This window comes from Hymenobacter cyanobacteriorum (genome assembly GCF_022631375.1).
Lineage (GTDB): Bacteria > Bacteroidota > Bacteroidia > Cytophagales > Hymenobacteraceae > Hymenobacter > Hymenobacter cyanobacteriorum.
Map to the genome: position 1 here is coordinate 629,531 of NZ_JALBGC010000001.1, position 24,971 is coordinate 654,501.

23 protein-coding genes are annotated in these 24,971 nt (G+C 62.7%); 13 read left to right on the forward strand and 10 right to left on the reverse strand.

Going from position 1 to position 24,971, the window contains the following annotated elements:
• Positions 1 to 130 precede the first annotated feature (130 nt).
• Positions 131 to 745, reverse strand: coding sequence for a fumarylacetoacetate hydrolase family protein (locus MON38_RS02680; RefSeq protein WP_241934586.1), 615 nt, complete (start codon positions 743 to 745; stop codon positions 131 to 133).
• A gap of 226 nt (positions 746 to 971) precedes the next feature.
• Between MON38_RS02680 and MON38_RS02685 the strand changes: the two genes are divergently transcribed.
• Both MON38_RS02685 and MON38_RS02690 read left to right on the forward strand, forming a co-directional pair.
• Entirely contained in the window at positions 972 to 1,769 is a 798-nt protein-coding gene (locus MON38_RS02685; protein ID WP_241934587.1) for a M48 family metallopeptidase, read from the forward strand.
• 92 nt (positions 1,770 to 1,861) lie between these two features.
• Positions 1,862 to 2,425: a hypothetical protein gene (locus MON38_RS02690; protein ID WP_241934588.1), complete on the forward strand. Its 564-nt coding sequence runs from the start codon at positions 1,862 to 1,864 to the stop codon at positions 2,423 to 2,425.
• Between the two features lie 339 nt (positions 2,426 to 2,764).
• Here MON38_RS02690 and MON38_RS02695 read toward each other — a convergent pair whose 3' ends face one another.
• Entirely contained in the window at positions 2,765 to 4,159 is a 1,395-nt protein-coding gene (locus tag MON38_RS02695; protein ID WP_277881342.1) for a UDP-N-acetylmuramate--L-alanine ligase, read from the reverse strand.
• A 398-nt stretch (positions 4,160 to 4,557) separates the two neighbouring features.
• Here MON38_RS02695 and dnaB point away from each other — a divergent pair, with 398 nt between their 5' ends.
• Positions 4,558 to 6,096, forward strand: a complete 1,539-nt coding sequence (gene dnaB, locus MON38_RS02700) for a replicative DNA helicase (RefSeq protein ID WP_241935094.1) — start codon at positions 4,558 to 4,560, stop codon at positions 6,094 to 6,096.
• Positions 6,097 to 6,191: 95 nt separating this feature from the next.
• Positions 6,192 to 6,959: a sulfite exporter TauE/SafE family protein gene (locus MON38_RS02705; protein WP_241934589.1), complete on the forward strand. Its 768-nt coding sequence runs from the start codon at positions 6,192 to 6,194 to the stop codon at positions 6,957 to 6,959.
• A 70-nt stretch (positions 6,960 to 7,029) separates the two neighbouring features.
• On the opposite strand, the gene MON38_RS02710 is transcribed toward MON38_RS02705, so the two are convergent.
• From MON38_RS02710 to MON38_RS02735, 6 genes are all read right to left on the reverse strand, one after another.
• Complete coding sequence (locus MON38_RS02710) at positions 7,030 to 8,085, reverse strand: T9SS type A sorting domain-containing protein (RefSeq protein ID WP_241934590.1); 1,056 nt, start codon at positions 8,083 to 8,085, stop codon at positions 7,030 to 7,032.
• Positions 8,086 to 8,406: 321 nt separating this feature from the next.
• Positions 8,407 to 9,699: a PepSY-associated TM helix domain-containing protein gene (locus MON38_RS02715; RefSeq protein ID WP_241934591.1), complete on the reverse strand. Its 1,293-nt coding sequence runs from the start codon at positions 9,697 to 9,699 to the stop codon at positions 8,407 to 8,409.
• An 8-nt stretch (positions 9,700 to 9,707) separates the two neighbouring features.
• Positions 9,708 to 12,176 carry a TonB-dependent receptor gene (locus tag MON38_RS02720; protein WP_241934592.1) on the reverse strand — a complete coding sequence of 823 codons (2,469 nt, stop codon included), beginning with the start codon at positions 12,174 to 12,176 and terminating at the stop codon, positions 9,708 to 9,710.
• Positions 12,177 to 12,463: 287 nt separating this feature from the next.
• Entirely contained in the window at positions 12,464 to 13,075 is a 612-nt protein-coding gene (locus MON38_RS02725; RefSeq protein WP_241934593.1) for a TlpA family protein disulfide reductase, read from the reverse strand.
• A gap of 3 nt (positions 13,076 to 13,078) precedes the next feature.
• Positions 13,079 to 13,342, reverse strand: coding sequence for a hypothetical protein (locus tag MON38_RS02730; RefSeq protein ID WP_241934594.1), 264 nt, complete (start codon positions 13,340 to 13,342; stop codon positions 13,079 to 13,081).
• Between the two features lie 247 nt (positions 13,343 to 13,589).
• On the reverse strand, positions 13,590 to 14,279 hold the full coding sequence (locus MON38_RS02735; RefSeq protein ID WP_241934595.1) for a TIGR02117 family protein: 690 nt from the start codon (positions 14,277 to 14,279) through the stop codon (positions 13,590 to 13,592).
• 131 nt (positions 14,280 to 14,410) lie between these two features.
• Between MON38_RS02735 and MON38_RS02740 the strand changes: the two genes are divergently transcribed.
• The gene (locus MON38_RS02740) at positions 14,411 to 16,039 is read left to right on the forward strand and encodes a MutS-related protein (protein ID WP_241934596.1); all 1,629 of its coding nucleotides are present in this window, start codon (positions 14,411 to 14,413) and stop codon (positions 16,037 to 16,039) included.
• Between the two features lie 9 nt (positions 16,040 to 16,048).
• On the opposite strand, the gene MON38_RS02745 is transcribed toward MON38_RS02740, so the two are convergent.
• Positions 16,049 to 16,792, reverse strand: a complete 744-nt coding sequence (locus tag MON38_RS02745) for a Dph6-related ATP pyrophosphatase (RefSeq protein ID WP_241934597.1) — start codon at positions 16,790 to 16,792, stop codon at positions 16,049 to 16,051.
• Between the two features lie 94 nt (positions 16,793 to 16,886).
• Here MON38_RS02745 and MON38_RS02750 point away from each other — a divergent pair, with 94 nt between their 5' ends.
• From MON38_RS02750 to MON38_RS02780, 7 genes are all read left to right on the forward strand, one after another.
• On the forward strand, positions 16,887 to 17,303 hold the full coding sequence (locus tag MON38_RS02750; RefSeq protein WP_241934598.1) for a hypothetical protein: 417 nt from the start codon (positions 16,887 to 16,889) through the stop codon (positions 17,301 to 17,303).
• A gap of 71 nt (positions 17,304 to 17,374) precedes the next feature.
• Positions 17,375 to 18,133 carry a glycosyltransferase gene (locus tag MON38_RS02755; RefSeq protein WP_241934599.1) on the forward strand — a complete coding sequence of 253 codons (759 nt, stop codon included), beginning with the start codon at positions 17,375 to 17,377 and terminating at the stop codon, positions 18,131 to 18,133.
• 156 nt (positions 18,134 to 18,289) lie between these two features.
• On the forward strand, positions 18,290 to 19,045 hold the full coding sequence (locus MON38_RS02760; RefSeq protein ID WP_241934600.1) for an EcsC family protein: 756 nt from the start codon (positions 18,290 to 18,292) through the stop codon (positions 19,043 to 19,045).
• Between the two features lie 140 nt (positions 19,046 to 19,185).
• Positions 19,186 to 20,499: a PAS domain-containing protein gene (locus MON38_RS02765; RefSeq protein WP_241934601.1), complete on the forward strand. Its 1,314-nt coding sequence runs from the start codon at positions 19,186 to 19,188 to the stop codon at positions 20,497 to 20,499.
• 87 nt (positions 20,500 to 20,586) lie between these two features.
• Positions 20,587 to 20,946, forward strand: coding sequence for a hypothetical protein (locus MON38_RS02770; RefSeq protein ID WP_241934602.1), 360 nt, complete (start codon positions 20,587 to 20,589; stop codon positions 20,944 to 20,946).
• 209 nt (positions 20,947 to 21,155) lie between these two features.
• Entirely contained in the window at positions 21,156 to 22,481 is a 1,326-nt protein-coding gene (locus MON38_RS02775; protein WP_241934603.1) for a PAS domain-containing protein, read from the forward strand.
• Positions 22,482 to 22,531: 50 nt separating this feature from the next.
• Complete coding sequence (locus tag MON38_RS02780) at positions 22,532 to 22,885, forward strand: hypothetical protein (protein ID WP_241934604.1); 354 nt, start codon at positions 22,532 to 22,534, stop codon at positions 22,883 to 22,885.
• A gap of 82 nt (positions 22,886 to 22,967) precedes the next feature.
• On the opposite strand, the gene MON38_RS02785 is transcribed toward MON38_RS02780, so the two are convergent.
• Positions 22,968 to 24,020 carry an LLM class flavin-dependent oxidoreductase gene (locus MON38_RS02785; protein WP_241934605.1) on the reverse strand — a complete coding sequence of 351 codons (1,053 nt, stop codon included), beginning with the start codon at positions 24,018 to 24,020 and terminating at the stop codon, positions 22,968 to 22,970.
• Between the two features lie 199 nt (positions 24,021 to 24,219).
• On the opposite strand from MON38_RS02785, the gene MON38_RS02790 reads away from it, so the two are divergent.
• Positions 24,220 to 24,933 carry a dienelactone hydrolase family protein gene (locus MON38_RS02790; RefSeq protein WP_241934606.1) on the forward strand — a complete coding sequence of 238 codons (714 nt, stop codon included), beginning with the start codon at positions 24,220 to 24,222 and terminating at the stop codon, positions 24,931 to 24,933.
• Positions 24,934 to 24,971 lie beyond the last annotated feature (38 nt).

A 24,971-nucleotide genomic window follows, 5' to 3' on the forward strand; every position in this document is an offset into this window, starting at 1 on the left:
CGTCATGCTGAGCGCAGCCGAAGCATCTCTACCGCACAACTAATCAACTGCTAGCACAACGAAGCGGTAGAGATGCTTCGGCTGCGCTCAGCATGACGGTCAATTTTATAAAAACAACCCAACCTCTCCCCTACCGCACGTTCAATTCCAGCAGCTTCTCCCCTTCCAGAAACCCGGTTAGCTGGTCACCTACCTTCACCGGGCCCACGCCGGCGGGCGTGCCGGTGAAAATCAGGTCGCCCATTTTCAGCGAGATGTATTTCGACACGAAGCTGATGATTTTAGCGAACGGGTGCAGCATCAGGCTGGAATTGCCGGTCTGACGAGTTTCGCCGTTCACTTCGAGATGGAAGTTAATGTTGGCCAGGTCGGCGAAATCGGCCACGGGCTTGAAAGTTGGCGAAATCGGGGCCGAGCCATCGAAGGCCTTGGCCAGCTCCCAGGGCAGGCCTTTTTTCTTCAACTCCGATTGCAGGTCGCGGGCCGTGAAGTCGATGCCCAAACCGATAGCATCGAAATAAGTGTGGGCAAACTGCTCGTCGATGTGGCGGCCATTTTTGCTCACGCGCAGCACCAACTCCAGCTCGTGGTGGATGTCCTGCGAGAACTCGGGGATGAAAAATGGCTGGCCGCGCTGCAGCAGCGCCGTTTCGGGCTTCATAAAGATGACGGGCGCGCTGGGCACCTCGTTGTGCAGCTCGGCGATGTGGTCGGCGTAGTTGCGGCCGATGCAAATGATTTTCATAGGGCGGGAAAGGGCCAGCGGCGGCCCGGCAGTGAGTAACGCCAAAACTACGGCCCGCGGGCGGCTTGCGGCCCGGTTGGGCGGCATTTTTTCGGGGCGGCGGCGGGGCCGAGGCAAACATTTGCCCGCCCTGCTGCCGTATAGGCTGCACCGGGCGCGTGCGGCCGGGCTGTTACCGCCGGGCTTCGCGTCGGCGCATTTCCTCTCACTCTTCTCCCCTGTTGCTATGTTCAAGAAACTCACCCTCGTCGCCAGCCTGGCCCTGCTGGGCGCCTGCTCTACGGTGCCCATCACCGGCCGCCGCCAGCTCAGCCTCGTCAGCGACTCCGAAATCAACACGCTGGCCGCCACGCAGTACCGCGAGGTGATTGCCAAAGGCCCGCTCTCCAACAACTCGCAGCAGGTGGCCATGGTGCGCACCGTGGGCCAGCGCATTCAGGCAGCCGTCGAGCGCTACTTCCAGCAGCAGAATGCTTCCGACCAGCTGGCCGGCTACCAGTGGGAATTCAATGTGATTCAGGACGATGCCCAACAGAATGCCTGGTGCATGCCCGGCGGCAAAGTGGCCGTGTACACTGGCATCCTGCCCATTACGCAGGACGAAAACGGCCTGGCCGTGGTGATGTCGCACGAGATTGCGCACGCCGTGGCCAAGCACGGTTCCGAGCGCATGAGCCAGGGCTTGGTGCAGCAGTTGGGCGGCCAAGCGCTGTCGGCCGCGCTCTCGACCAATGCGCCTGCCACGCAGCAAATTGCCTTGCAGGCCTTCGGCGTGGGCTCGCAGCTGGGCCTGCTGAAATACGGCCGCAACCAGGAGTCGGAAGCCGACCATCTGGGCCTGATTTTTATGGCCATGGCCGGTTACAATCCTGACGGCGCCATTACGTTCTGGCAGCGCATGGACTCGCGCGAAAACCAGGCTTCGCCGCCCGAATTTCTCTCTACCCACCCCAGCAACGGCACCCGCATCGCCGACATTCAGCGTGAATTGCCCGAAGCACGTAAGTATTACACGGCCCGCTAAATTCAGTCGGTTGTCATCCTGAGCATGCTGCATTTAAGCACAGCATGCTCAGGATGACAATCAGTAAAAAACCTTTCCACTACTCACTGAAAATGAAGTTTCTTCCCCGATTACTCGGCCTGGGCCTGTTGAGCCTGCTGGTGCTGTTGCTGGCCATGTCGTGCGAATCGATGAAGCCTTCGGCTAACGAATATGGCAGCCCCAACCGCATGGCCAAAGGCACCGCGATTGAAGCGCCCGAAAGCCGCCAGATTGTGCATTTCACCGACAGCAGCACCGAGTATGTGACGCCCCGCAGCGAACTGGCCCGGGCCTTTATCCGGCAGTTCAACGATGGTACTGTTATCGACAAGATTCAGGTGCGCAAGGCCCCGGCCGAAGGTGGTACGGCCCCGAACTATTATGTCATTGGCATGGGCCTTCGCAACGGTATGTTCCGGGCTATGGCCCTGCCCCTCAACACGGGGGGTGACAATACGTATTATCTGCGGCCCAATGCTGAGCGCTACACCATCACGGGCAGCAACTGCCCCATGTGCTTTTTCAACTTCGAAAACGGCCGCATTGTGGGCACTACCTGCGGCGAACGCATCAGCGGCGCCACCTGCGATTTGAAAGTTGAAAGCAATAACACCCTCTTTTCCCGGGCCCGATGAAAACGCGAAATAAATGGCTGCTACGGGCGGCGCTCACCGCGCTGGCGCTGCTTATTACGACCGATAAGAAGCGGCCTGCCGAACCAAAAAAGCCCGCTGAATAGCGGGCTTTTTTTTCGTTTGCCATTCCGCCGCGGGAGGAATCTGAAGGAATCTATTTATACTCGTTGCGCAGTAGGGTGCGGGGCTTGCCCCCGCCCGTCGCTGAACGGAATCGTTGAAACGGTGCGAACGACGGGCGGGGGCAAGCCCCGCACCCTACCTCTTTTTCGCAACCCACTTCACGACGAGAATAAAAGGTTTTCCCCAGATTCCTCCTGCGTCGGAATGACAAATTGCTTACCCCACGATTTCCGCCGCCAGCCAGGCCAAATCCAGCCCATCGAACGTGCCCGACGACATGAGCAGCAGGTTGGCGTTGGCCCACTCCTGCGCCCGCAGGAAAGCGGCCAGTTCGGTGCTATCGGTAATCACCTTTATATCAGGCCGCTGGAAGGCTTCGGCCACGGTGGCGGCGGCCAGCGGCGGCAAGCGCTTGTGCTCCAGCACGTGGGGGTTGAAGTACACCACCGCCACGTCGGGCGCGTCGAAGCAGTGCGCGTACTGCGGCAGGAACGCCGGGTTGAGGCTGCTGAAGGTGTGCAGCTCCAGGCAAGCCACCAGGCGGCGCTGCGGAAACTGCTTTTTCAGGGCCGTGGCCGTGGCCTTGAGCTTGCTGGGTGCGTGGGCGAAGTCCTTGTACACCACCGAGGTAGCGCCTTCGCGCACCAGCTCCAAGCGCCGCGCCGCGCCGGGGAACGTGGCCACGGCCCGGAAAAAATCCTTACCCTTGATGCCCAGCTGCTTGCATACCTCCTTGGCCGCCGAAATATTGCGCAGGTTGTGCTCGCCGAACACCTGCACGGGCACTTCCTCGTCCTTCTTATTGAGCAGATACGTGCGCCCGTCGCGGATGACGTGCTCGTGCGGGCCGTAGCCGATGTACGTAACGTCGGGGTTGGTGGGCACACTCACGAGCTGCACCTGCTCGTCGTCGCGGTCGTAAATGAGCACGCCGGCCTTGGGCGTCATATCAGCAAAGATGCGGAACTGTTCGCGGTAGATTTCCTCGGTCGGAAACACGTTGATGTGGTCCCAGCTGATGCCCGAAATCACGCCAATGTGGTGCTGGTAGAGGTGAAACTTGGGCCGGCGGTCGACCGGCGACGACAGGTATTCATCCCCTTCGATGATGATAATCGGCGCGTCGTCCGTCAGCTGCACCATCAAATCGAAGCCCGCCAGCTGCGCGCCCACGGCGTAATCGAACTTGCGGTTGTGGAACCGCAGCACGTGCAGAATGCAGGCCGTGATGCTGGTTTTGCCGTGCGAGCCGCCAATGACGATGCGCTGCTTGTCGCGACTGGCCTCGTAAATGTACTCGGGAAAGGAGTAGATTTTCAGCCCCAGCTCCTGGGCGCGGAGCAGCTCGGGGTTGTCGGGCCGGGCGTGCATGCCCACGATGACAGCCGTTAAATCGGGGGTGATGCGGGCTGGGTCCCACCCTTCCACGGCGGGCAATAGGCCAGCGGCGGCGAGGCGGCCTTTGGCGGGCTCAAAAATCTCGTCGTCGGAACCCGTGACGCGGGCGCCCCGGCGGTGCAGGGCCAGCGCCAGGTTGTGCATGATGCTGCCGCCCACTGCGATGAGGTGAATGGCTTCGGGCTGCTGGATGGGGCTGGAGGAGGATTCCAAATCGGGGTTGTTGTTAGTTGTCGGTTGCTAGTTGTCCGTTGTTAGTCAGGCTTTGGCAGGGTGTAATATTCTGGCGCAGCTAGCGCCCGCCCAACAACTGACAACGAACAACGAACAACTGACAACCAGAATTATCGGGGCGCGAAAGTACAAAGGCCCGGCCGCCGCCGCCATTGCCGGGTCAAAAGAATCGGGAGCGCGGGCCAATCTTTTCGGTATCGTCGGGGTTAACTTTGTGTATATCGTGGCCGGCCCGGGTTTATTTCCGGGGCCGGCCTTGTTGCCCCTGCTATTTCGTTACCTTTAGCTAGCCACCCTCCCCTATGCCCGACCAGATGGACGACCGCCTGAAACAATCCGCCGCCCGCGCCAAAGCGGCCTGGACCAATCGGGGCGGCATGGTGGTTCCGCAAAACGCCAGCGCGGCCGGCAAGCTGCCGCCCCAGGCCCCCGAGCTCGAAATGGCCGTGCTCGGCGCTCTGATGCTGGAAAAAGATGCCCTCACCTCGGTTATCGACTTGCTCAAGCCCGAGAGCTTTTACAAAGACGCGCACCAGCGCATCTACAAAGCCGTTATCCGGCTGTTTGATAAGTCGGAGCCCATCGACCAGCTCACCGTGGTGCACGAGCTGCGCGAGATGGGCGAGCTCGAAGCCGCCGGCGGCCCCTTCTACGTGGCCAACCTCACGCTGAAAGTGAACTCGGCCGCCAACGTGGAATACCACGCCCGCATCATCACCGAAACCGCCATCAAGCGCGAGCTGATTCGGATTTCGAGCGAAATCCAGCGCGATGCTTTTGAGGATACCACCGACGTGTTCAAGCTGCTCGATGATACCGAGTCGGCCCTGTTCGAGGTATCGGAATCGAATATTCGGAAGAACTTCGACGACATGCGCAGTTTGATGGGCAAGGCCATCAAGGAACTGGAGGAAAAGAAAAACCAGGCCGACGGCCTCACCGGCGTACCCACCGGCTTCACGGCCCTCGACCGCGTCACGAGCGGCTGGCAACCGTCTGACCTTGTGATTATTGCAGCGCGGCCGGGCATGGGCAAAACTGCTTTCGTAGTATCGGCCATGCGCAACGCGGCCGTCGATTTCAAGAAAGCCGTGGCCATTTTCTCGCTCGAAATGTCCTCGCTGCAGCTTGTCAATCGCCTGATTTCGGCTGAGGCGGAGCTGGATTCCGAGAAAATCAAAAAAGGCAGCCTTGCCGACCACGAGTGGCAGCAGCTCAACCACAAAATCACGGCCCTATCGGCCGCTCCGATTTACATTGACGACACGCCCGGCCTGAGCATCCGCGAGTTGCGCACCAAGTGCCGCCGCCTGCGCTCGCAGAAAGACGTGCAGATGATTATCGTCGACTACTTGCAGCTGATGAGCGGCAACACCGACGGCCGCGGCGGCAACCGTGAACAGGAAATCGCCAGCATCTCGCGGGCTCTCAAGGGCATTGCCAAGGAGCTGAACGTGCCCGTACTGGCGCTGTCGCAGCTCTCGCGCTCGGTCGAAACGCGGGGCGGCGACAAGAAGCCGCAATTGAGTGACCTGCGTGAATCGGGCTCCATCGAGCAGGATGCCGACATGGTAATCTTCCTCTACCGCCCCGAATACTACGGCCTCGACCAAGATGCTGAAGGCAACTCCACGCAGGGCGTGGGCGAAGTCATCATCGCCAAGCACCGGAACGGCTCGCTCGAAACCGTGCAGCTCAAGTTCATCGGCAAGTTCACCAAATTTGCCGACCTCGACGGCGCGGGCGGCGGTTTCGACAGCGGCGGTTATCAGCCTATGGCCCTGCCCGCCAGCAATTTTGACAGCGAGCCCAGCGCCGGCTTTGCACCCACCACCATTCGTCTGGGCTCGAAAATCAACGAGTCGCCGGTGCCTTTCCCGAAAAGCAACAGCTTCGGCGAGGAGCCGCCGTTTTAACGCTTCGCTTAATGAGGAATGCAGAATGAGGAATACTGAAACGGTTGACGCCAGCCGTTCTCGATTCCTCATTCCGCATTCCTCATTCTTCATTTATGACGTTAGCATTACTCTGCTTCTTCGCCTTTCTGGCCGGTTTTATTGATGCGATGGTAGGCGGCGGCGGCCTCATCCAGCTGCCGGCCATGCTGCTGCTGCTGCCCAAAGGCACGCCGGTGCCCACGGTGCTGGGCACTGGCAAAGTGGCCAGCTTGGCAGGCACCTCAGCCTCGGCCTTTCGCTACCTCAAGGGCCTCACGGGGGTGCCCATTCGCTGGCGCACGGTGGCAGTGGCGGCGGTGGTAGCGGGCTGCTTCGCGCTGCTGGGCGCCCGCGCCGTAAGCGGCCTCAACAAAGACCTGGTGAAGCCGCTGGTGCTGGCCCTGCTGGTGCTGATGGCGGCCTACACCTTCTGGCGCAAGGATTTTGGCAGCCTGCACGCGCCGCGCCTGCACGGCAGCCGCGAGTTGTGGACGGGCGTGGCGCTGGGGGCAAGCATCGGGTTCTACGACGGTTTTTTTGGGCCGGGTACGGGCAGCCTGCTGCTGTTTGCCTTCGTGGGTTTGTTCGGCTACGATTTTCTGGCGGCTTCGGCTTCGGCCAAAGTGGTGAACGTGGCCACCAATATCGCTGGGCTGGCCTACTTTGTGTCCACGGGGCAGGTGCTGTACCAGGTGGCGCTGCCGATGGCGGTGTGCAACGTGCTGGGTTCCACGCTGGGCGCGCGGGTGGCCATGCGGCAGGGCACGGGCTTCGTGCGGGTGCTGTTTCTGGTCGTCGTCAGCGCGTTCATTCTGAAGCTGGGCTGGGAAACGCTGGCTTAAAAAGGAATGCCCCGAACGTTTCTGTTCGGGGCATTTCTTGTTTAAGCCAATGGCCGTGGGCAGGAGCCGCTTATTCGAGGGCGGCCGCTTTCACAAAACGGATGCTGTTGCCGGTATTCAGGTCGCGCACGAAATACACGCCTCCGGGCAGTGCCCGCACGTCGAGCGTCGGGTTGGCTCCGGCCTGAATTTCACCGGCCTGCAACTGCCGGCCCAGTTGGTCGAACAGAGCGAAGCGAGTACCAGGAGCTGCCGCCACTGCCACGGCCTCGGTGGCGGGGTTGGGATAAACGGCCAGGGACTCGCTGGCCGCCGCTTTTTTCACCGTAACCACGGGGCTGAAGCTGGTGGTGCCGTCGCGGTCGACCTGCCGCAGGCGGTAGTAGCTAAGCGCTGCCGGGTAAGCATCAACAAAAGTGTATTCGGTGCGGTGCGTGGTGGTACCGGCGCTCTGCACCTTGCCGATGCTGCGGAAGTTCTCCGGCGAGGTATCGGCCCGCTCTACCACGAAGTAGTCGCTGTTGCGCTCCGAAGCCGTGCTCCAGGCCAGCGCATTTCCGCCGGCCGTGCTTTTGCCTTGGAACGCCGCCAATTCAACCGGCAGCGGGGCCGCAACCGTGCCGTAGGCCGAATACACATCCACATCGAAGCTGGCATTGAGCAGGCCGGCAATGCGCAACTCTACCTGATTGAAGGGCTTGCTTACCGGGAATTCGACCGTTGCTTTGCCGCCGTTGCTGCTAAGCAGGCTGAGGTTAACCAAACTACCAACCGGCATGTTCTCCTCATATGTCACATTCGAGCCCATATAGGTGCGAATGGTCATGCCGCTGAGCAACGACAAATCTAGGTTTGAGCCGGCCTGAATCACGAGCCCGGCCATGCCCCCGGCAGGCACCGACGAGCCAAAGCTCATTCGCAGGTTGGCGCCACCCAGCAGCGTCGAGGCCGTGAGGGTAGCAGCCGTCGTTGCGGAGTTGTCAATGGCATGGGCGGCGTTGGTTACGTTCTTAGCGGCCACTACCGCCGTGACGTATTGGAGCTGAACAGCATGGCTGCGCTGAACAAAGCTCAGGCAAAAAATAGCAAGTAATGCGAAGCGAATGGAAGCGTAAAGATTGTGCATAAGTAGGTGATTTACTGAATTCACCGTACCCGCTACAATCTTTTGGCCAACACACTATATTGTCGACAAAAGACTGTTTATCAATTATATTATTAAATAGTTATTATTTGTAAATTGTACACAATCTGGAAAATGGTTTCAAAATGGGAATTATAAACAACTACTCAGTTTGTTTACGCAAGCAATGAAACAAGAGTTACACAACTCTTTAACAAATACATTCACCGCTTATGCGCCAACAAGAGGCAGTAAAACAAGGGCGGCATTAAATTGAATTATTTCAATTTAATGCCGCCCTTGTTTTACTGGAACATCTTTTTCTTACCTGCCAGCGCTGGTGGCTATTATTGGCCGAGCCGGCGAATGTTTCCCTTGCTTTTTGCGCCGGCGGTTCAGCCACATGATGGTGCCCGTGATGGGAAAAGTAGCCCCCAACAAACCGATAACCAAAGCCAGCAGCTTGGTGGGCCAGCCGAAAATAGCGCCTGTGTGCACCGGCTTGAACAACCCGCGAATACGCTGGCCTACGGGCCGCTGGGCATAGGTCTGGCTGCTGATAAGCCGGCCCGAAAACTGGTCGAAGTACGCCTCGTCGGTGGCATTTTCGGTAATGGCCCCGGGGCGCAGCACAGCCACCCGAATGCTGCCGGTGGGCTCTTTGGGCATTTGCAGGGTATAGGTTTCGGCGTCGGGAGCCTGCTGGCGGGCCAGGGCCAGCACGGCATCGGCCGCGAGGGGCGCGGTGCCGGCGGCCGGTGCCGCCGAGGTGGGCGGCTCCGGCCGTTTCAGGGGTGAGTGCGTGAGCTTGTTGATGCCAGCGCCCACCCAATCGAACGACATGCCCACGCCCGTGAGGGCCATAATGAACAGGAACAATGAGGCGTAAAAGCCCAGCGAGATGTGAAAATCGTGGTTCAGGCGCTTCCAGCCGCTGCCCCATTTCACCGTCAGGCGCGGCTTGAGGGCCTTGCGGGCCGTGGGCCACCACAGCACCAGCCCGGTGCCGAGGATGAACAGAAAGATGGTCGCATTCACACCCATCACCAGCTTGCCCACCGGGCCAGCTACCAGGCCGCGGTGCAGCTGCTCCACGGTTTTGAAGAAGTTGTCGCGCGGGTTCAGCTCGCCGGTAATGGCGGCCGTGTAGGGGTTCACGAACACGCGGGGGCCGCCGCCTTCGCCCTTGGGTTTGCCACCTCGCTCGGGGCCGCCTTTGCCGGAATTTTCATTCTGCCGGCCCGCGCGAGGCAAACGGCTGGCATCAGGCCCACGCTCCTGCCCCATCCGGCCTGGGCCGCCGCGCTCGCCACCTTTGCCGCCTTTGTCGTTGCCGGCCAGGCTTATTTCCACGGTGCGGGTGGGGTCGGCGTAGAGCTTGAAACTACTGATTTTGGCTTTGGGCTTGCGGGCTTGTACGGCGGAGGCCAGCTGTGCCAGCTGCAGGCGCGGCGTGGTGGCGGGCTGTACGAAATAGCGCGCCGGGTGCCAGGCGTGCTCCAGTTCCTGCTCGAAGGCCAGGATGCTGCCCGTGAGGCACACAAAGACGATGAGCAGCCCGGTGCCCAGGCCCAGCCACAGGTGAATGGTGCGGATGAAGGATTTGGTCGGGCTCATGGCGGAGACTATAGCTTGTAGCTGAGCGTAGCGGCGAAGGTGCGGGGCGCGATGGGGTTCACGCTGTTGTCGTCGTGCACGTTGTAGCTCAGCTCGTTGAGCAGGTTGGCCATCTTAACCCGCACCGAAAACCGCTCGTAGGCGTAGCCCACAGAGGCATCGAAGAGGACGTAATTGGGCAGGCTCAGGTACTTGTTGGTGTCGGTGAGCAGCTTGCCGTCTTTGTCGTAGAGCAAGCGCGGGTTGCGGCCGGCCAGGCGGTCGCCCACGTAGTAGCCCGTAGCCCCGACGCTCAGGCCGCGCAGCCAGCCGTTGTTGGCAAACACGTTGGCGAAGGAGTAGAACAGGCTGAGGTTGGCCGTGTGGGCGGGGTTGTAGCGCAGGCGGCTGCCATCGGTGTAAAGCGTGCTGCGGGTGTAGGCGGTGTTGTTGTAGCTGTAGCCGGCAATGAAGGAGATGCCGTTGACGGGGCGGCTCTGCACGTCCACTTCCACGCCCTTGCTGGTTACCTGCCCGGCCAGCTCCTGGGCGCTGGGGAAGTTGGGGTTGTAGCTGGGGTTGAGGCCATTGCCGAGGTACTGCTGAATGGTCTGGGCCTGGTTGTTATTCACAATGTGGTAGGCCGTCACGTTGGCCGACAGCGCGCCTTTGAACAGGTCGTTTTTGATACCTACCTCAAACTGGTCAATCAGCGACGGGGGCAGGCTGCCGCCCTGGTTGTCGGTCACGGTATTGGCCTGGGGGGCGAAGGAGTTGGAGTAGGACGCAAACAGCGCGGTGGTTTTCACGGGCTGGAACACCAAGCCCACGCGGGGCGAAAAGGCCTGGTCGTAGCGGCGGTTTTCGCGCACGGTGGCGGGGCCGTTGGCGGCGGCCGGTGCGGCCGGGTAGGTGTACACGTCGCTGGGGGTTTCCTGGTAGCTCCAGCGCAGGCCGGCCAGCAGCTTCAGGTTGCTGGTGAGGCTGAGCAGGTCCTGGGCGTAGAAGCCGGCACGGCGGGTGTTGCCCAGCGTGCGGGTGTTGTAGCGCAGGGCGTCGTAGCCGCTGGCAGTGGCTTTGGGCCGGCCCAGCTGGCGGTCGGGGTTCAGAATATTCACCGAATCATACGCCTGCGTGGTGTAGGTCAGCGTGTTGGTGTTGTACTGGTCGGCATCAGCCCCTACCAGCAGCGTGTGCCCAATGCCGCCCGTGCGGAACGTGCCCGTGAGGTCAAGTTGCGCGAGGTAGTAGTTTTCGCCGGTTTCGGTGCGCTGCAGGCTGCGCAGCCAGTTGCCGTAATTACGGCCGGGCTTGATGACGTTGGCCGTGGGCCGGCTGGCGCTTTTCAGCTCGTTGGCGTAGCGCTGGAACGCGCCTACCGCCCGCAGCTGCCAGCTGTTGCTGAGGCGCGTGGTGAGCGTGGCCGTGGCGCTGGTCTGGTTGGTGGCGTTGGTGGCATCCGCCGTGTTCAGAAAGCGGCTGCGCGATTCGGAAACCTGGTAATCGACGGTGCCAATGCCGAAATCGGGCGTGCGGTTGTCGCGCAGGTAGTCGCCTTCCACAATCAGCTCGGTTTTGGGCGTGAGGCGGAACAGTACCGAGGGGTTCACATACACGCGGTTGCTGCTCACGCCGTCGCGGTAGCTGTCGGCGCGCTCCCAGGTGCCGTTCAGGCGGTAGGCCACTCGCTGGCTCTCTCCCACCGCGCCGTACACATCGAACTGCGGCTTCACAAAACCGTAGCTACCCAACCGCAGCCCCACCGAGCCGCCGCGCTCAAACTGCGGTTTCTTGGTCACCAGGTTCAAAATGCCGCCCGCCGCTACGTTGCCATAGAGGATGGCCGCGCTGCCTTTCAGCACTTCCATGCGCTCCAGCGAGCTTACTTCGGGCATGATGCCGTTGTTGTAGCGCACGCCGTTTTTGAAGGTATTGGCGCTGCTGTAGGCGAAGCCGCGGCTGGCAATTTCCTCCTGGGTGCCGCCGGTGGCGCCCATCACATATACGCCGGCCACGTTGGCCAGCACATCGCTCAGGCGCAGCGCCTGCTGCTGCTCCAGTACCGGCCGCTCGATGGTGAGCGTGGCCTGCGGGTTGTCGAGCGGGGCAATGGGCATTTTGCCGGCGCTGGGGGTGCGCTGATTCAGGCTCTTAGCGCCCGTCACGGTTACTTCGGACAGCTGCTGCTCGCCGCGGGCCAGCGTGAAGGGCGGCACTTCGGCCGTCTGGCCGGGCCGAACTTCGACGGCTACTTCCTGCCCTACGCAGCCCAGGCAAGTTACCGCAATGGCCTGCCAGCCGGCCGGCGCGCGCAGCACGAAGCTGCCATCGGCAGCCGTCACCGTGCCCCGCTCGCTGCCCTTGATGCGCACCGAAACCTGCTCGGCGGGCTGGCCATCGGCCAGCAGCACGCGGCCCGTCACGGTGCCCACGGCCTTTCGGTGCTGCTCATTTTCGTGGTGGTGCGGGTTGGACTGGGCCAGCGCAACGCCGGGCAAACAACCGCTAATGAGAAGTGCAGAACAGAAAAGGTGACGCATGCGCTTATTTAGAAAGATTCAAAATAGACCACAAAGGTGCAGGCTATTTAGAATCGTTCCAAATAAAGTTTTAAGCGCGTTGCTGCCTGAACAATCCGCATGTCAGCTCAGCTCTCCCAAAAATCCGATTTATTTATCTGATAATCAATAAAAAACCCGACCAGGTAAGGTCGGGTTATGGAATGAGAGAATATTAATTTTACCTTAAGCAGCAAGCCGCTTTTCCTACGCTGTTACCTATTCTGCTACCGCTGGCCCGATGCCAGTGCTTCCAGTGCGGCTTTGAAATCGGGCGTGTCGTAGTCGGCCATGCCGTCGTGGCGGGCGGCCAGTTGGCCATCGGGCCCAAGGATGACCGTGGAGGGAATGGTGTTGGAATCGAACGGAGCCGGCAGCTCACTGGCCCGGAAATAGAGCGGGAAGGTGTAGCCCTGGCTCTTAAAAAATTTCTGTGCCTTAGCCGGGGCCTCATCCAGCGACAGCATCACGAAAGCCACTTTCGATTTATCAACCTTTTTATAAAGGGCTTCGATGCCGGGCATTTCGGCGCGGCAGGGCGGGCACCAGCTGGCCCACAGGTTCACAAACACGGCTTTGCCGCGCAGGTCGCTCAGGTTCACGGCCTTGCCTTCGGGCGTGAGCATGGTGAGGTTGTGCGGGTACGGGCCGCCGCTGCTGGCCAGATGCACCGGCGCCACGGCCGAAGCAGCGGGCAATGTGGGCACTGCGGCCCGCCAGAGGCCGGTGGCCAGCAGGCCGCGCTGCAGGCCGCCCAGCACCACCGGCCGCAGCCCCGTGAGCATCACGAGGGCCAAAAGGGCCAGCGGCAGCCATTCCAGCAGTTTCTTGCGATGCATGCGCTACAGCGTGCCGATGCGGGTGGCGTAGTAGTCGGTGTCGTCGGTGAGGGCGTCGCGCAGCTGCTCGCCCTGCACGGGCAGGCCAGCCAGCGGGGCCAGCGCGCACAAGTCAAAAGCGCCCATTGAAAGCGGCAGCAGGCCCAGGGCCGCCAGCGGCCAACCCTTCTGGCCCCGGCCCAGGCCCAGCCCAATCAGCCCCGCTCCTAACGCTACTCGCCCCAAACGCCCCGCCGGCGAAGCCATCGCACGCAAAAACTGACTCATATTCAAACGAAAAGATAAAGGATTGACAAAGATGCGTTCAACAATACGCAAAATTACGCCGGGGCCGGCCCGCGCCGGTTGAACCAGCCAACATATAAGCAAGTTGCCGGTACTTCGGAGCAAATGGTCCGGTCTTATAGCAGGAATTTGCCATTCCGACGTAGGAGGAAACTGGGTGATGTTATTCAACAAATTTCCCCAGATTCCTCCTGCGTCGGAATGACAAACGCTCTTTATACATGGCCTCCTAGTGGCCGTAGATGTGGAAGATGCCTTTGTCGGTGGGCGTCCAGAGGCAGGCGCGCTGTCCGCTGGCTTTCAGGGCGTTGTTGGTCCAGGTGTTGCAGGTGTAGAGGAAGCTATACACGCGCGGCGCTTCGTAGAAAGCATCGTTTTCGGCGTAGCTGTGGCCTTTGATGTGCTCGAATTGGCCGCGGGCATCCTGCCGGAAGCTGGTGCGGATGTAATCGACCAGGCGGGCGTATTCGGCCCGGCTCAGGTGCAGTTCGATGGTTTCGGGACCGGGCGTCATCGTGCGGAAGTAGGTGGTGTGCATCGCCGCCGAGCCCAGCCAGAACGCCGCCACAAACGCGGTGCTGAACTTGAGGTCGGCCCAGGTGGGCGTGTCGAGGTAAAAGCCTTTGTCGCCCCAGCCGAAGCCAACGTAGGGCAGGCTGCTGTCCTGCGACGGGATATTGGCGTAGGGCAGCAGCGGCCGCCAGTCGAACTCGGGGCTGACGACGGGCAGCACGATGTCGGTGTGCACGCCGTTGGTGTGCAGGTACACGGCCACGTCGGCGGGGGCGTTGGGGTCGGCCTTGGCCACCGGAATGCGCGGGATAACGAGCGCCGCGCCGGCGTAAACGGCGATGAACGCCATGAAGGAAAGCAGGCCGTAGCCGCCGATGCGGGCCGCTTTTTGGATAGGTGTGGGCATTGAAACAGGAAAAATGAGGCCGTAGCCGGGAGCCTATACGGGCGCGGCGGCCGGGCAGCCAACGACCCGGCCCGGCCCCCTACATTTGCCCGCCGCCCCGGGCATTCGGGGCCGCCCGCTTCGCCTGCCTTATGTGGACTTCTTCCGCCGCGCGCCTGGCCGCCCTCGAAGCCGAGTGGCAGCAGCCCGTGCCCCGCTTTCGCAACTTCCCGCTCATTGCCCGCTACCACGACTCGCAGGCCAGCGCCCCGGCCTGGCACCGCCTCGATGACCAGACCTGGCACGACCTGAACGGCGAGGAGCTGTTTGCCTTGCTCGACGGCACGGCCAGCCGCGTGGGCCAGCAGTGCCTCTACCACCGCCTGCGCACCCCGCTGGCCGAATCCGGCGCGCTGCGGGAGTTCGACGAAGCCGCTACCCACTTTGCCGCGCAGCCGGCCGCCCGCGGGCAGGCGCTGTTGGCGCTCAGCCGCCTGCAACCGCAGGAGGCGTACTATCTGACCGACCTGCTGGTCGGCGATGCCCTGCCGGTCCTGCCTTTGGCGGCGGTGGCACCGCTGCTGGTGCTGTTGCTGCTGGCCACGCTGGTGGGCGGTTTCTGGATGCCGGTGCTGTGGTTTCTCACGGCCGGGCAGGTACTGGCCCATACGCTGCTATACTTTTTTAGTCGGGTGCGGGTGGAGGCCTGGATACGGCCCATGCTGCAGTTGGGCAGCCTCTACCGGGCCGGGCGCGACCTGGCCAACCTGGCGCTGCCGCTGCCGGCCCTGCGCGAGCTGAGCGCGCCGCTGGGTCGGCTGGGCTCCATCGTGCATAAGGTGGCGTTCCTGCAGTTCGAAGGCCAGTTGCAGTCGGACCTGGCCGCCCTGCCGTGGCTAATTCTGCAGTACGTGAAGATTCTGCTGCTGCTCGATTTCATCGTGTACCACCGCTGCCGGCGCGACGTGCAAGCCCACGCCGGGGCCATTCGGGCCGTGTTTGAGGCGGTGGGCTACGCCGACTGCGCGCTGGCAGTGGCTGGTTACCGGGCGCGGCACCCCTACTGCGTACCCGAATTCACCGCCGCCGGCCTGCGCCTGACGGATGCTTACAACCCGCTGGTGGCGGGCTGCGCGCCGAATAGCCTGGCCGTCGACAGCCAGTACAGCGTGCTGCTGACGGGTTCGAATATGTCGGGCAAAACCACGTTCATGCGCACCGTGGGGCTGAATGCGCTGCTGGCCCAAACCATTGCCACCTGCCCGGCTTCGGCCTACGCGGGCCCGTTCCGGCGGGTGGTATCCAGCATCAACCTGGCCGATAACCTGCCCGAGGGCAAGAGCTACTATTTCGCCGAGGCCGAAACCGTGCTGGGCTTCGTTCAGGCGGCCGAGGCGGCGCCCGGCGAATACCTGTTCATTCTCGATGAGTTGTTCAAAGGCACCAACACGGTGGAGCGCATTGCCGCCACCCGCGCCGTGCTGGCGTATTTGCAGCCGCGCAGCCTGGTGCTGGCCTCTACCCACGACGGCGAGCTGGGCGCGTTGCTGGCCCCGGCTTTCAGCGAATACCACTTTTCCGAAACCGTGAGCGAAGCCGACTGGTACTTCGACTACCGCCTCAAGCCCGGCCCGCTCACCACCCGCAACGGCATCCGGCTGCTGGCCCGCGTCGGCTACCCCTCGGCATTGGTAAATGATGCCCTGGCCCTGAGCAGCACCCTGGATGCCGCCGTGGCCGCGCGCGAAACGGCCGCGCCGCTGCTGCCGGCCGCGCAATAACCGGCGGCGCTACACCAAATCGCAGTACCAGAAACCCGCCGGGGCCGGGGCGGCGTCAGCGGTCGCCGGGGCGCAGTCGTAGTCGTCCGAATCGGCGGACTGGGGCGCGGGCGCAACGTATTGGCGGTGCACGATTTCGCCCTTCTCGAAGGCAATGGGCTGGCTGAACAGCGGGCCATCGAAGACGAAGGTGTGGAACTCGCCGTTTTCGCCGCAGGGGTCGACGTGGGCGGGCAGGTCGCGCAGGAAATCCTCGTCGATAACCCGGCCCACGAAGCTGCGGTCGAGGTAGTGCTCGTTCACGCAGGTGGTGATGGTTTTGAATCCCAACCCGATAAACTCGCGGATGAGCTCGGCCGTGGGCACGCCCCAAAGCGGAAACACGGCTTTGAGGCCCACCTCGGCCAGCTTGGCTTCGCGGTACTGGCGCAGGTCTTCGAGGAAAATGTCGCCGAAGATGGACGCCGCGGCGCCGGCCGCCTGCAGCTCGCGCAGGGTGTCGCCCATTAGCTGCTCATAGGTAGCCATGGATGGCATTTCGGGCAGCAGCAGCTGGCGGCAGGGCAGCCCGAGGGCGGCGGCCTGCTGCTCGAGCAGCGCCGTGCGCACGCCGTGCATGGAGATGCGCTGGTAGGGCGTGCTCACGGTGGTGAGCAGGGTTTGGATGTCGTAGTGGCCGGCCTGCCGCACTTTGTAGAGCGCCAGGGCCGAGTCCTTGCCGCCGCTCCAGTTGAAAATAGTCTGTGGTTTCATGCGCGGGCAAAGTAACGGCCCGCCCCGCGCTTGCCCGGCCGGCGCGGGCGGAAAGCGGGTGGCCAAGGCATATTTTTGGGCTTTCAACCCGCGCATGGCTCCCCAATCCCAACCCGAAGAAGTGTACAGCATTCCGGCCACCTACCGGAAGATGGAAAACACGCACATCCTGTTCTGGCTCGTCAAGGACATTGCCTGGTGCATGGTGTGGAAGCCGCTGGGCCTGCTGATGGTGGCCCCCACCCTGGGCATCGCCCTCATCATTGCCTGGCGCACCCGCGCCTACCAGTCGGAGCTGGCCCACAACCTGGCCATCGTGTTCTGGATTACGGCCAACTCGTACTGGATGACCAGCGAGTTCTTCGGGTTCGATACCGCGCAGGTGCTGCCGCACGTCACCGGCAAGCACCTGGCGCTGGTGCCGTTTCTGATTGGGCTGGGCATTCTGGCCTATTATTACCTCGTGCAGAAACCCCGCGAAACAGCCGCAGAACAGGTAGCTACCCTATAAGCAGCCGGCTGTTGAGGGAGGCATGGGCGTGCCGAAAGCAACCTTTCGCCGCCCGGGCCGAACAACCGGCCATGCAATTTGCCATTATTACCCCCACCCACCAGCGGCGCGAGCTGCTGCCCGAAGCCGTGGCCAGCGTCCGGGCCAGCATCAATGCTCCGCTCGATTTCTCGTTTGAGCACCTGATTTACGACAGCGGCTCGCGCGACGGCACGGCCGCCTACCTGCGCGAAGCCGCCGCCCAGCCCGGCCCGCCGCTGCGCCACTGGCACTCGCCCGGCCGCCAGCTGGCCGGCCCGGCCCGCAACCTGCTCGTGGCCGAAGCTGCCCCGGATGCCTGGGTAGTGCCGCTCGACGACGATGACTTTCTGTTGCAGCGCACGCTGTTTCACTACGGCACCCAAATCAAGGCCCACCCCGGCCGCCCCTGGTTCGTGGCCGATTTCCTGCGCGTAGACGAGCAGGGCCGCTACCTGCCCGGCGAGGACTACTACGCCTGGCAGTTCGATTCGCCCACGGCCATGCTGCAGGCCATTTTTCGGGCCGAGCATTTTCTGCAAGGCAACGTGTGCTACCAACGCGCTTTCTTCGAGGAAGTGGGCGGCTACGATACTGAGCTGCAAATGGCCGAAGACCTCGACCTCTACGTGCGCTTCCTGCTGGCCGGGCAGCTGCCGGTGCTGTGCCCGCACATCAGCCACCTGCACCGCTTCCACGCCCGCAACGTGAGCATCGGCGTGGACGCCGGCAAGCACAACGCCGACCTGCGGGTGATTTATAAGAAGTACGCCGCGCAGCTCAAGGCGCTGGGAGTAAGTGAGCCAGGCTAAGCACAAGTCCCATTGCCACGTCATGCTGAGCGTAGTCGAAGCATCTCTACTGCGATAGTAATTATTTACTTACACGGTAGAGATGCTTCGACTGCGCTCAGCATGACCTTTAGTTGCTTCAAAACCGCCACGTACTGCGCGTAGCTTCGCGGCGTGATGGAAAATGCCCTTACCAACCCCACCGACCACGACCCACGCGCCCGCGCCGAGCTGCGGCTGTGGCAGCGCCAGATGCAGCGCCCGCCCTCGCGGCTGAACCAGTTTGCGCGCCGCGTGCAGATTCGCCTCAACGCCCTGCTGCCCGAGCGGGTGCACCAGGCCATCACCACGGCCATCCGGCAGATGGTGCGCGGGGTGCTGTTTGGCTCGCAGTACACCACCAGCCAGCCACTGGCGGCCACGGCTTTCGCGCAGCGCGAAGCCGTGGCCCGCAACCAGATTCGCAACTACCGCACCATGGCCACCGCCGAAGGTGCCGTGACGGGGGCGGGCGGCTTTCTGCTGGGCCTGGCCGATTTCCCGCTGCTGATTGGCCTGAAAATTAAGCTACTCTTCGACTTGGCCGCTGCCTACGGCTACGACGTGCACGACTACACCGAGCGGCTCTACGTGCTGCACGTGTTCCAACTCGCCTTCAGCAGCCAGCACACCCGCAACCTCACCTACCAGCGCCTGGCCCACTGGGATGATTACCGCCTGACGCTGCCCCTCAACCCCGAGGAGTTCGACTGGCGCACGTTTCAGCAGGAATACCGCGACTACATCGACCTGGCCAAAATGGCTCAGCTGCTGCCCTTTGTGGGAGCGGCCGTGGGCGCGGTGGCCAACTACAAGCTCATCGAACAGCTCGGCGATACGGCTATGAACTGCTACCGCCTGCGCCACTTCGCGGCCGAAGCTGCAGCGGAATAACCGGAGGCCGTGTCCGGCGGTTAAGCTCCGCAGTGCACAACCTGCCCTATGCTCCCTTACGTATCGTAAGAAACGCAGTATCGGCGCTTCATATTTCCCTCACACCCTCCTGCTTGCTTTGTTGCACCATCTGCACTTTCATGGCTGATAGCACCTCTCCTTCCGTCGATTACAACGCGCTGTTTCGGGCGCTGCCGGGCTCTTACCTGCTGCTGGCTCCCGATGGCACCGTGCTCGACAACTCCGACCAGCACGTGGCCGTGTCGCTGCTGCCGCGCGCGCAGGCGGTGGGGCGCAACATTTTCGAGGCCTACCCCTCGGCTCCGGAAAGCCAGCGCGACCTGCACGCCTCGCACGAGCAGGTGCGCCGCACCCTGCGCCCCGACACCATGCCGCTACTGCGCTACGACCTGGAGCGCCCCGCCGAGCTGGGCGGCGGCACCGAGGAGCGGTACTGGCAGCTCACCCACTACCCCATTCTGAACGCCGACGGCACGCTGCAATACATCCTGCAAATTCCGCAGGACGTGACCGAGGCCCACCGCGCCTCGCAGGCCGCCGCTCAGGCGCAGCTAGCGCTGGACGAGGCCCAACAGCGCACCCAGTTTATTATGGAGAGCCTGCCCGTGCTGGTGTGGACCAACCGCCCCGACGGTACGCCCGACTACTTTAATAACCGCTGGCTGGAGTTCACGGGCAAAACCCAGGAGCAGATGCAGACCATCGACTGGAACGACATTACCCACCCCGACGACCGGCCCGGCCTGGTGCAGGCTTGGGCCAAAGCCTTGGCCGAGGGCAACCCCTTCCAATACGAATACCGCCTGCTGCGGCACGATGGGCAATACCGCTGGCTGCTCATCCGCAACGTGCCGCGCCGCGATGCGGCGGGCAACATCACCATGTGGGTGGGCGCGGCCAACGACATCCACGAGCAGCGCCAGATGGTGCAGGAACTGTTGAACGCCAACGAGCAGCAAAACACGCTTTCGGAGCAGGCCTACCAACTATACCAACGCGCCGAAGGCCAGCGCGAAACCTACCAGAACCTGTTTCAGCAGGCCCCGGCTATTATTTGCATCCTGCGTGGGCCCGAGCACCGCTACGAGTTTGTGAACCCCATGTACCAGCAGGTGTTTCCGCACCGGCAGCTGCTGGGGCTCACCGTGGCCGAAGCCTTGCCCGAACTGGTGCCCCAAGGCATTATCGGGCTGCTCGACCGCGTGTACGAAACCGGCGAAACCTTCTACGCCCAGGAGTTGCCCCTGCAGCTGGAGCGCGACGCCAGCCAGGAACTTCGCGACTCGTATTTCAATTTCTCCTACCAGCAGTTCCAGGAAAACGGCCAGCCGGCCGGCATCATGGTGTTTGCCTTCGAAGTCACCGAGTTTGTGCGGGCCCGCCAGGCCCTTGAACACCTGCGCGATACCGGCCCAATGCCGCCGCTGGCCTAGCGGCGGGCAACCTTTGGCGCGGTTCGTGCCTCCTTCTTCTGCCAGCCCTGCGCGGCTGGCCATTCTTTCGCCCTCTTAGCCTCCCCTATGCCGCTTACTTCGTTTGACTTTCAGCAGGCCCGCGTGAAGCAGGTGCTCTTTAAGTCGCGGCTGCGCTCGGTGCTCTACGGGGTGCGCGAGGCCGAAGCCAGCCTGTTTCAGCCCAACGAAAACCCATTGGGCCAGTGGATTCAGACCGCGCTGCACCCGCAGCACGGCACCCACCCCGAGGTGCGCGCCCTCGACCACACCGTGCGCCAGATGCTGAGCGCCGGCCAGGACCTCACCACCCGCTACCAGCGCGGCCAGATTGAAGAAGCCCGCACCGGCCTCGACAAAATTGACGCCTTCGCCAACCAGATTGAGGTTTTGCTGTTGAGCCTGGAGCGCGGCCTGGCCCTGGCGTAATAGCGCACGTTTGTCTTTCCGACAGTCTGTCATTCCGATGCAGGAGGAATCTGGGGAATAAATCAATTCAGATTCCTCCTGCGTCGGAATGACAAATGCCCATTTTCCGCGGCTTGCCTGAGTTGCGGAGCCGACACTACTTTTACGTTCCCACCCGCGGCCTGCGCCCGGCACGCCGCCCGTTTTGTGAGTTGTTATCTGCTTGATTCATGACTGCTTTCGCTGCCCCCGTCGATTACCAGCAACTGTTTCATTCTCTGCCCGAAAACCTGCTGCTGATGGCGCCCGACGCTACCATCATCGACAATACCGACAACCACGTAGCCGCTTCGCTGAAGCCCCGCGCCGAGGTATTGGGCAAAACGCTGTTTGAGGCTTTCCCGTCGGTCGACCAGAACGAGGGCGACGTTATTTTCCAATCGCACGAGCACGTGCGCCGCTTCCACGAGCCGCACACCATGCCGCTCATTCGCTACGACCTGGCCGTGCCGGCCGAGCGTGGCGGCGGCTTCGAGGAGATGTACTGGCAGGCCACGCACTACCCCATTCTCGACGGGGCCGGCAACCTGCAGTTCATTCTGCAACGCACCCAAAACGTGACCGAGCAGCACCGCGCCGCCCTGCGCGCCGCCCAGGTGCAGGCCGACCTGGATGAATCGCAGGACCGCACCCGCTTCATCCTCGAAAACCTGCCCGTCTTCATCTGGACGGCTACGCCGGCCGGCGACCGCGACTATTTCAACTCGCGCTGGCTCAATTTTACGGGCAAGGAGCAGGCCACGCAAACCGGCCGGCAGTGGGCCACCAGCGTGCACGAGGAAGACCGTGCCCGCGTGCTGGCCGCCTGGGAACAGTCGGTGAGCTCCGGCGAGCCCTACCAGGTCGAATACCGCCTGCGCCGCCACGATGGCCAGTACCGCTGGATTCTGGTGCGCGCCGTGCCCCGCCGCAATGCCGACGGCGACATCAACATGTGGGTGGGCGCGGGCAGCGACATCCACGAGCAGCGCCAGATGGTGCAGGAGCTGCTGAGCGCCAACGAACAGCAGAACAGCCTCTCCGAACAGGCTTACCAGATGTACCAGCGCGCCGAAAGCCAGCGCGAAACCTACCAGACCCTGTTCATACAGGCGCCGGCCATGACTGCCATTGCGCGCGGCCCCGAGCACCGCTTCGAGTTCGTGAACCCGGCCTATCAGCAGCTGTTTCCGCACCGCGAGCTGGTGGGGCACACGGTGGCCGAAGTGCTGCCCGAAATCAAAGACCAGGGCATCATCGACCTGCTCGACAACGTGTACCGCACCGGCGAAACCTTCCACGGCAACGAGATGAAAATGCAGCTGGAGCGCGACGCCAGCGGCACGCTCAAGGATTCGTACTTCAACTTCGTGTACCAACAGTTCCGTGAGAGTGGCCAGCCGGCCGGCGTCATGGTATTTGCCTTTGAAGTAACCGGGCTGGTACGCGCCCGCCAGGCCCTCGAAAAAGTGCGCGATGCCTCCGCACAGGCCCTCGATGATGCGGCCACTGCCTAAAAACGGCGTATCTTTGCAGTCAATTTCCGCACGTATTTCATCGCTCCGGCATGGCCCTCTCTTCTTTCGACTTTCAGCAGGCCCGCGTGAAGCAGGTACTCTTTAAGTCGCGGCTGCGCTCGGTGCTCTACGGCGTCCGAGAAGCCGAACCTACCCTGTTTTCTTACGCCGACAACGCCCTGGGCCAGTGGATTCAGACCTCGCTGCGGCCCGAGCTGGGCAACCTGCCCGCCGTGCACGAGCTGGAACGCACCGTGCAACAGATGCTGCGCACCGGCCAGGACCTGGCCACCCGCTACCAGCGCGGCCAGATTGAGGAAGCCCGCACCGGCCTCGACCAGATTAACACCTACGCCGACCAGATTGAGGCGCAACTGGTGAACCTGGAAACCAGCGCGCATTAGCCCTGGAGGCATACTTATTTGAGCAAAAAAGGCAGCCGTTGGGCTGCCTTTTTTGCTTTTGAAGCGGTTGGTCAACCACTGCCTACGCCAGCATCGCTTCCCGCTCGGCCGCCACCGGCGCAAGCTCAAACGCTTCGGCCAGCAGCTCGTAGGAGCGCACCCGGTCTTCGAAGCTGGCGGTGATGGTGACGGCCGTGATTTCATCGACGCCATACTCGGCGGCCATTTCGGTGAGCTGGGCGTGCACCTGGGCGGGCGTGCCGCTCACCACGCGGTTGCGGTTGAAGGCCAGATGGGCGCGGTCCTCGGGCGTGAATTGGTAGCCAGCAACTTCGGCCGCGGTGGGGAACGTGCCCCGCTCGCCCTTGCCGAAGCGCAGCAGCATGAGGTCCATGGCGGCGCGCAGCTCCTGGGCTTTTTCCTCGGTTTCGGCGCACAGCAGGAACACGGCCACGCTGGCCAGCGGCTCGGTCAGCTCGCGGCTCGGCCGGAACCGCTCGCGGTACTGGCGCACCGCCGCCGGGCCGCCGTTGCCGTTGATGAACTGCGCGAACGAAAACGCCATGCCCAGGTGCGCGGCAAACAGGCCGCTCTGGCCGCTGGAGCTGAGCAGCCACAGCTCCGGGGTGGTGGCCGCCTGCGGGGCCGCCATCACCCGCTCGTGGATGGTATCGGGCACTTTGTCGTCGCGCAGGTAGGCCTGCAGGTCCATCAGCTGCTCCACAAAATCCTGTTCGCTGAAGGTGTTGCTGGGGTTGAGGGCGTGGGCCGTGAGGCGGTCGCCGCCGGGGGCGCGGCCCATGCCCAGGTCGATGCGGCCGGGAAACAGCGCTTCGAGCAGGCGGAAGTTTTCGGCCACTTTCAGGGCCGAGTAGTGGGGCAGCATCACGCCGCCCGAGCCCAGGCGAATGCGCTGCGTCTGGCTGCCGAGGTGGGCAATGAGGACTTCCGGCGTCGAGCCGGCCAGCGTGTGGGTGTTGTGGTGCTCGCTCACCCAGAACCGGGTGTAGCCGAGGCGGTCGGCCAGCTTGGCCAGCTGCACGGTTTCGAGCAGGGCCTCGCGAGCGGTGCTGCCGGGCCGGATGGGCGACTGGTCGAGGACGTTGAGGCGAAGTTTGGGGGCGGAAGCAGACATAAGGAAGGAGCTGGCACGGGAGCCCAGATGGGCTCGTGCGGTGAAAAAGCTAGTACGCGGCTTGCGGATATTCCGCCACCGGTTGACGGAGCTAAACCGCCAGTTGCCCCATCCGGTTCGAGGCCGCCTGGCCGGAGCCCCAATGAACAATTGCCCGCTCGGCTGTTAAGGGCCGAACCAATTGCTACTCCTCCCAACCATGAGCGACCAGAATTTTGTGAACCTCCCGGTGGCCGACGGCACCGAAATGCGCGCCTACGTGGCCTTCCCCAGCGCCACCGGCCCCGTGCCGGGCATTATCCTGCTGCAGGAGGCCTTCGGCGTGAACCACCACATCCGCAGCGTGGCCGACCGGCTGGCGGCCGCCGGCTACGCCGTAGTGGCGCCCGAGCTGTTCCACCGCACCACCGCGCCGGGCCTGGAAATCGCCTACGCCAACTTCGGCACCGAGGCCATGCCGCACTACAGTGCCATCAACAACGCCGACCTGACGGCCGATTTGCAGGCCGCCCACGCCTGGCTCTCGGCCCAGCCGCTGGTGAAAGCCGATAAAATCGGCAGCATCGGCTTTTGCCTGGGCGGACGCGTGTCGTTTCTGGCCAATGCGGTGCTGCCGCTGGCGGCAGCAGTGTCGTATTACGGCGGTGGCACTCATACCATCGCCGACCGGGCGAAGGACCTGCACGCGCCGCACCTGTTTTTCTGGGGCGGCCTCGATGCGCACATCGGCAAAGAGCACATTGCCCAGGTTATCGAAGCCGTGGAAGCCGCTCAGAAACCGTACATCAATACCGTCATCTCCTACGCCGACCACGGCTTCAACTGCGATGAGCGGCCCAGCTACCACCCCGAAGCAGCTAAGGAAGCCTGGGCGCTGACGCTGGCGTTTTTTGGCGAGAAGCTGGGGGTGTAGCTCTGCCAGAAGGAGACGATAGAACGTCATGTTGAGCT

Coding starts and splice junctions, on each gene's coding strand:
- MON38_RS02680 (WP_241934586.1), bottom strand. CDS start 745: ATGAAAATCATTTGCATCGGCCGCAACTACGCCGACCACATCGCCGAG.
- MON38_RS02685 (WP_241934587.1), top strand. CDS start 972: ATGTTCAAGAAACTCACCCTCGTCGCCAGCCTGGCCCTGCTGGGCGCC.
- MON38_RS02690 (WP_241934588.1), top strand. CDS start 1,862: ATGAAGTTTCTTCCCCGATTACTCGGCCTGGGCCTGTTGAGCCTGCTG.
- dnaB (WP_241935094.1), top strand. CDS start 4,558: ATGGTGGTTCCGCAAAACGCCAGCGCGGCCGGCAAGCTGCCGCCCCAG.
- MON38_RS02705 (WP_241934589.1), top strand. CDS start 6,192: ATGACGTTAGCATTACTCTGCTTCTTCGCCTTTCTGGCCGGTTTTATT.
- MON38_RS02710 (WP_241934590.1), bottom strand. CDS start 8,085: ATGCACAATCTTTACGCTTCCATTCGCTTCGCATTACTTGCTATTTTT.
- MON38_RS02715 (WP_241934591.1), bottom strand. CDS start 9,699: ATGAGCCCGACCAAATCCTTCATCCGCACCATTCACCTGTGGCTGGGC.
- MON38_RS02725 (WP_241934593.1), bottom strand. CDS start 13,075: ATGCATCGCAAGAAACTGCTGGAATGGCTGCCGCTGGCCCTTTTGGCC.
- MON38_RS02730 (WP_241934594.1), bottom strand. CDS start 13,342: ATGAGTCAGTTTTTGCGTGCGATGGCTTCGCCGGCGGGGCGTTTGGGG.
- MON38_RS02735 (WP_241934595.1), bottom strand. CDS start 14,279: ATGCCCACACCTATCCAAAAAGCGGCCCGCATCGGCGGCTACGGCCTG.
- MON38_RS02740 (WP_241934596.1), top strand. CDS start 14,411: ATGTGGACTTCTTCCGCCGCGCGCCTGGCCGCCCTCGAAGCCGAGTGG.
- MON38_RS02745 (WP_241934597.1), bottom strand. CDS start 16,792: ATGAAACCACAGACTATTTTCAACTGGAGCGGCGGCAAGGACTCGGCC.
- MON38_RS02750 (WP_241934598.1), top strand. CDS start 16,887: ATGGCTCCCCAATCCCAACCCGAAGAAGTGTACAGCATTCCGGCCACC.
- MON38_RS02755 (WP_241934599.1), top strand. CDS start 17,375: ATGCAATTTGCCATTATTACCCCCACCCACCAGCGGCGCGAGCTGCTG.
- MON38_RS02760 (WP_241934600.1), top strand. CDS start 18,290: ATGGAAAATGCCCTTACCAACCCCACCGACCACGACCCACGCGCCCGC.
- MON38_RS02765 (WP_241934601.1), top strand. CDS start 19,186: ATGGCTGATAGCACCTCTCCTTCCGTCGATTACAACGCGCTGTTTCGG.
- MON38_RS02770 (WP_241934602.1), top strand. CDS start 20,587: ATGCCGCTTACTTCGTTTGACTTTCAGCAGGCCCGCGTGAAGCAGGTG.
- MON38_RS02775 (WP_241934603.1), top strand. CDS start 21,156: ATGACTGCTTTCGCTGCCCCCGTCGATTACCAGCAACTGTTTCATTCT.
- MON38_RS02780 (WP_241934604.1), top strand. CDS start 22,532: ATGGCCCTCTCTTCTTTCGACTTTCAGCAGGCCCGCGTGAAGCAGGTA.
- MON38_RS02785 (WP_241934605.1), bottom strand. CDS start 24,020: ATGTCTGCTTCCGCCCCCAAACTTCGCCTCAACGTCCTCGACCAGTCG.
- MON38_RS02790 (WP_241934606.1), top strand. CDS start 24,220: ATGAGCGACCAGAATTTTGTGAACCTCCCGGTGGCCGACGGCACCGAA.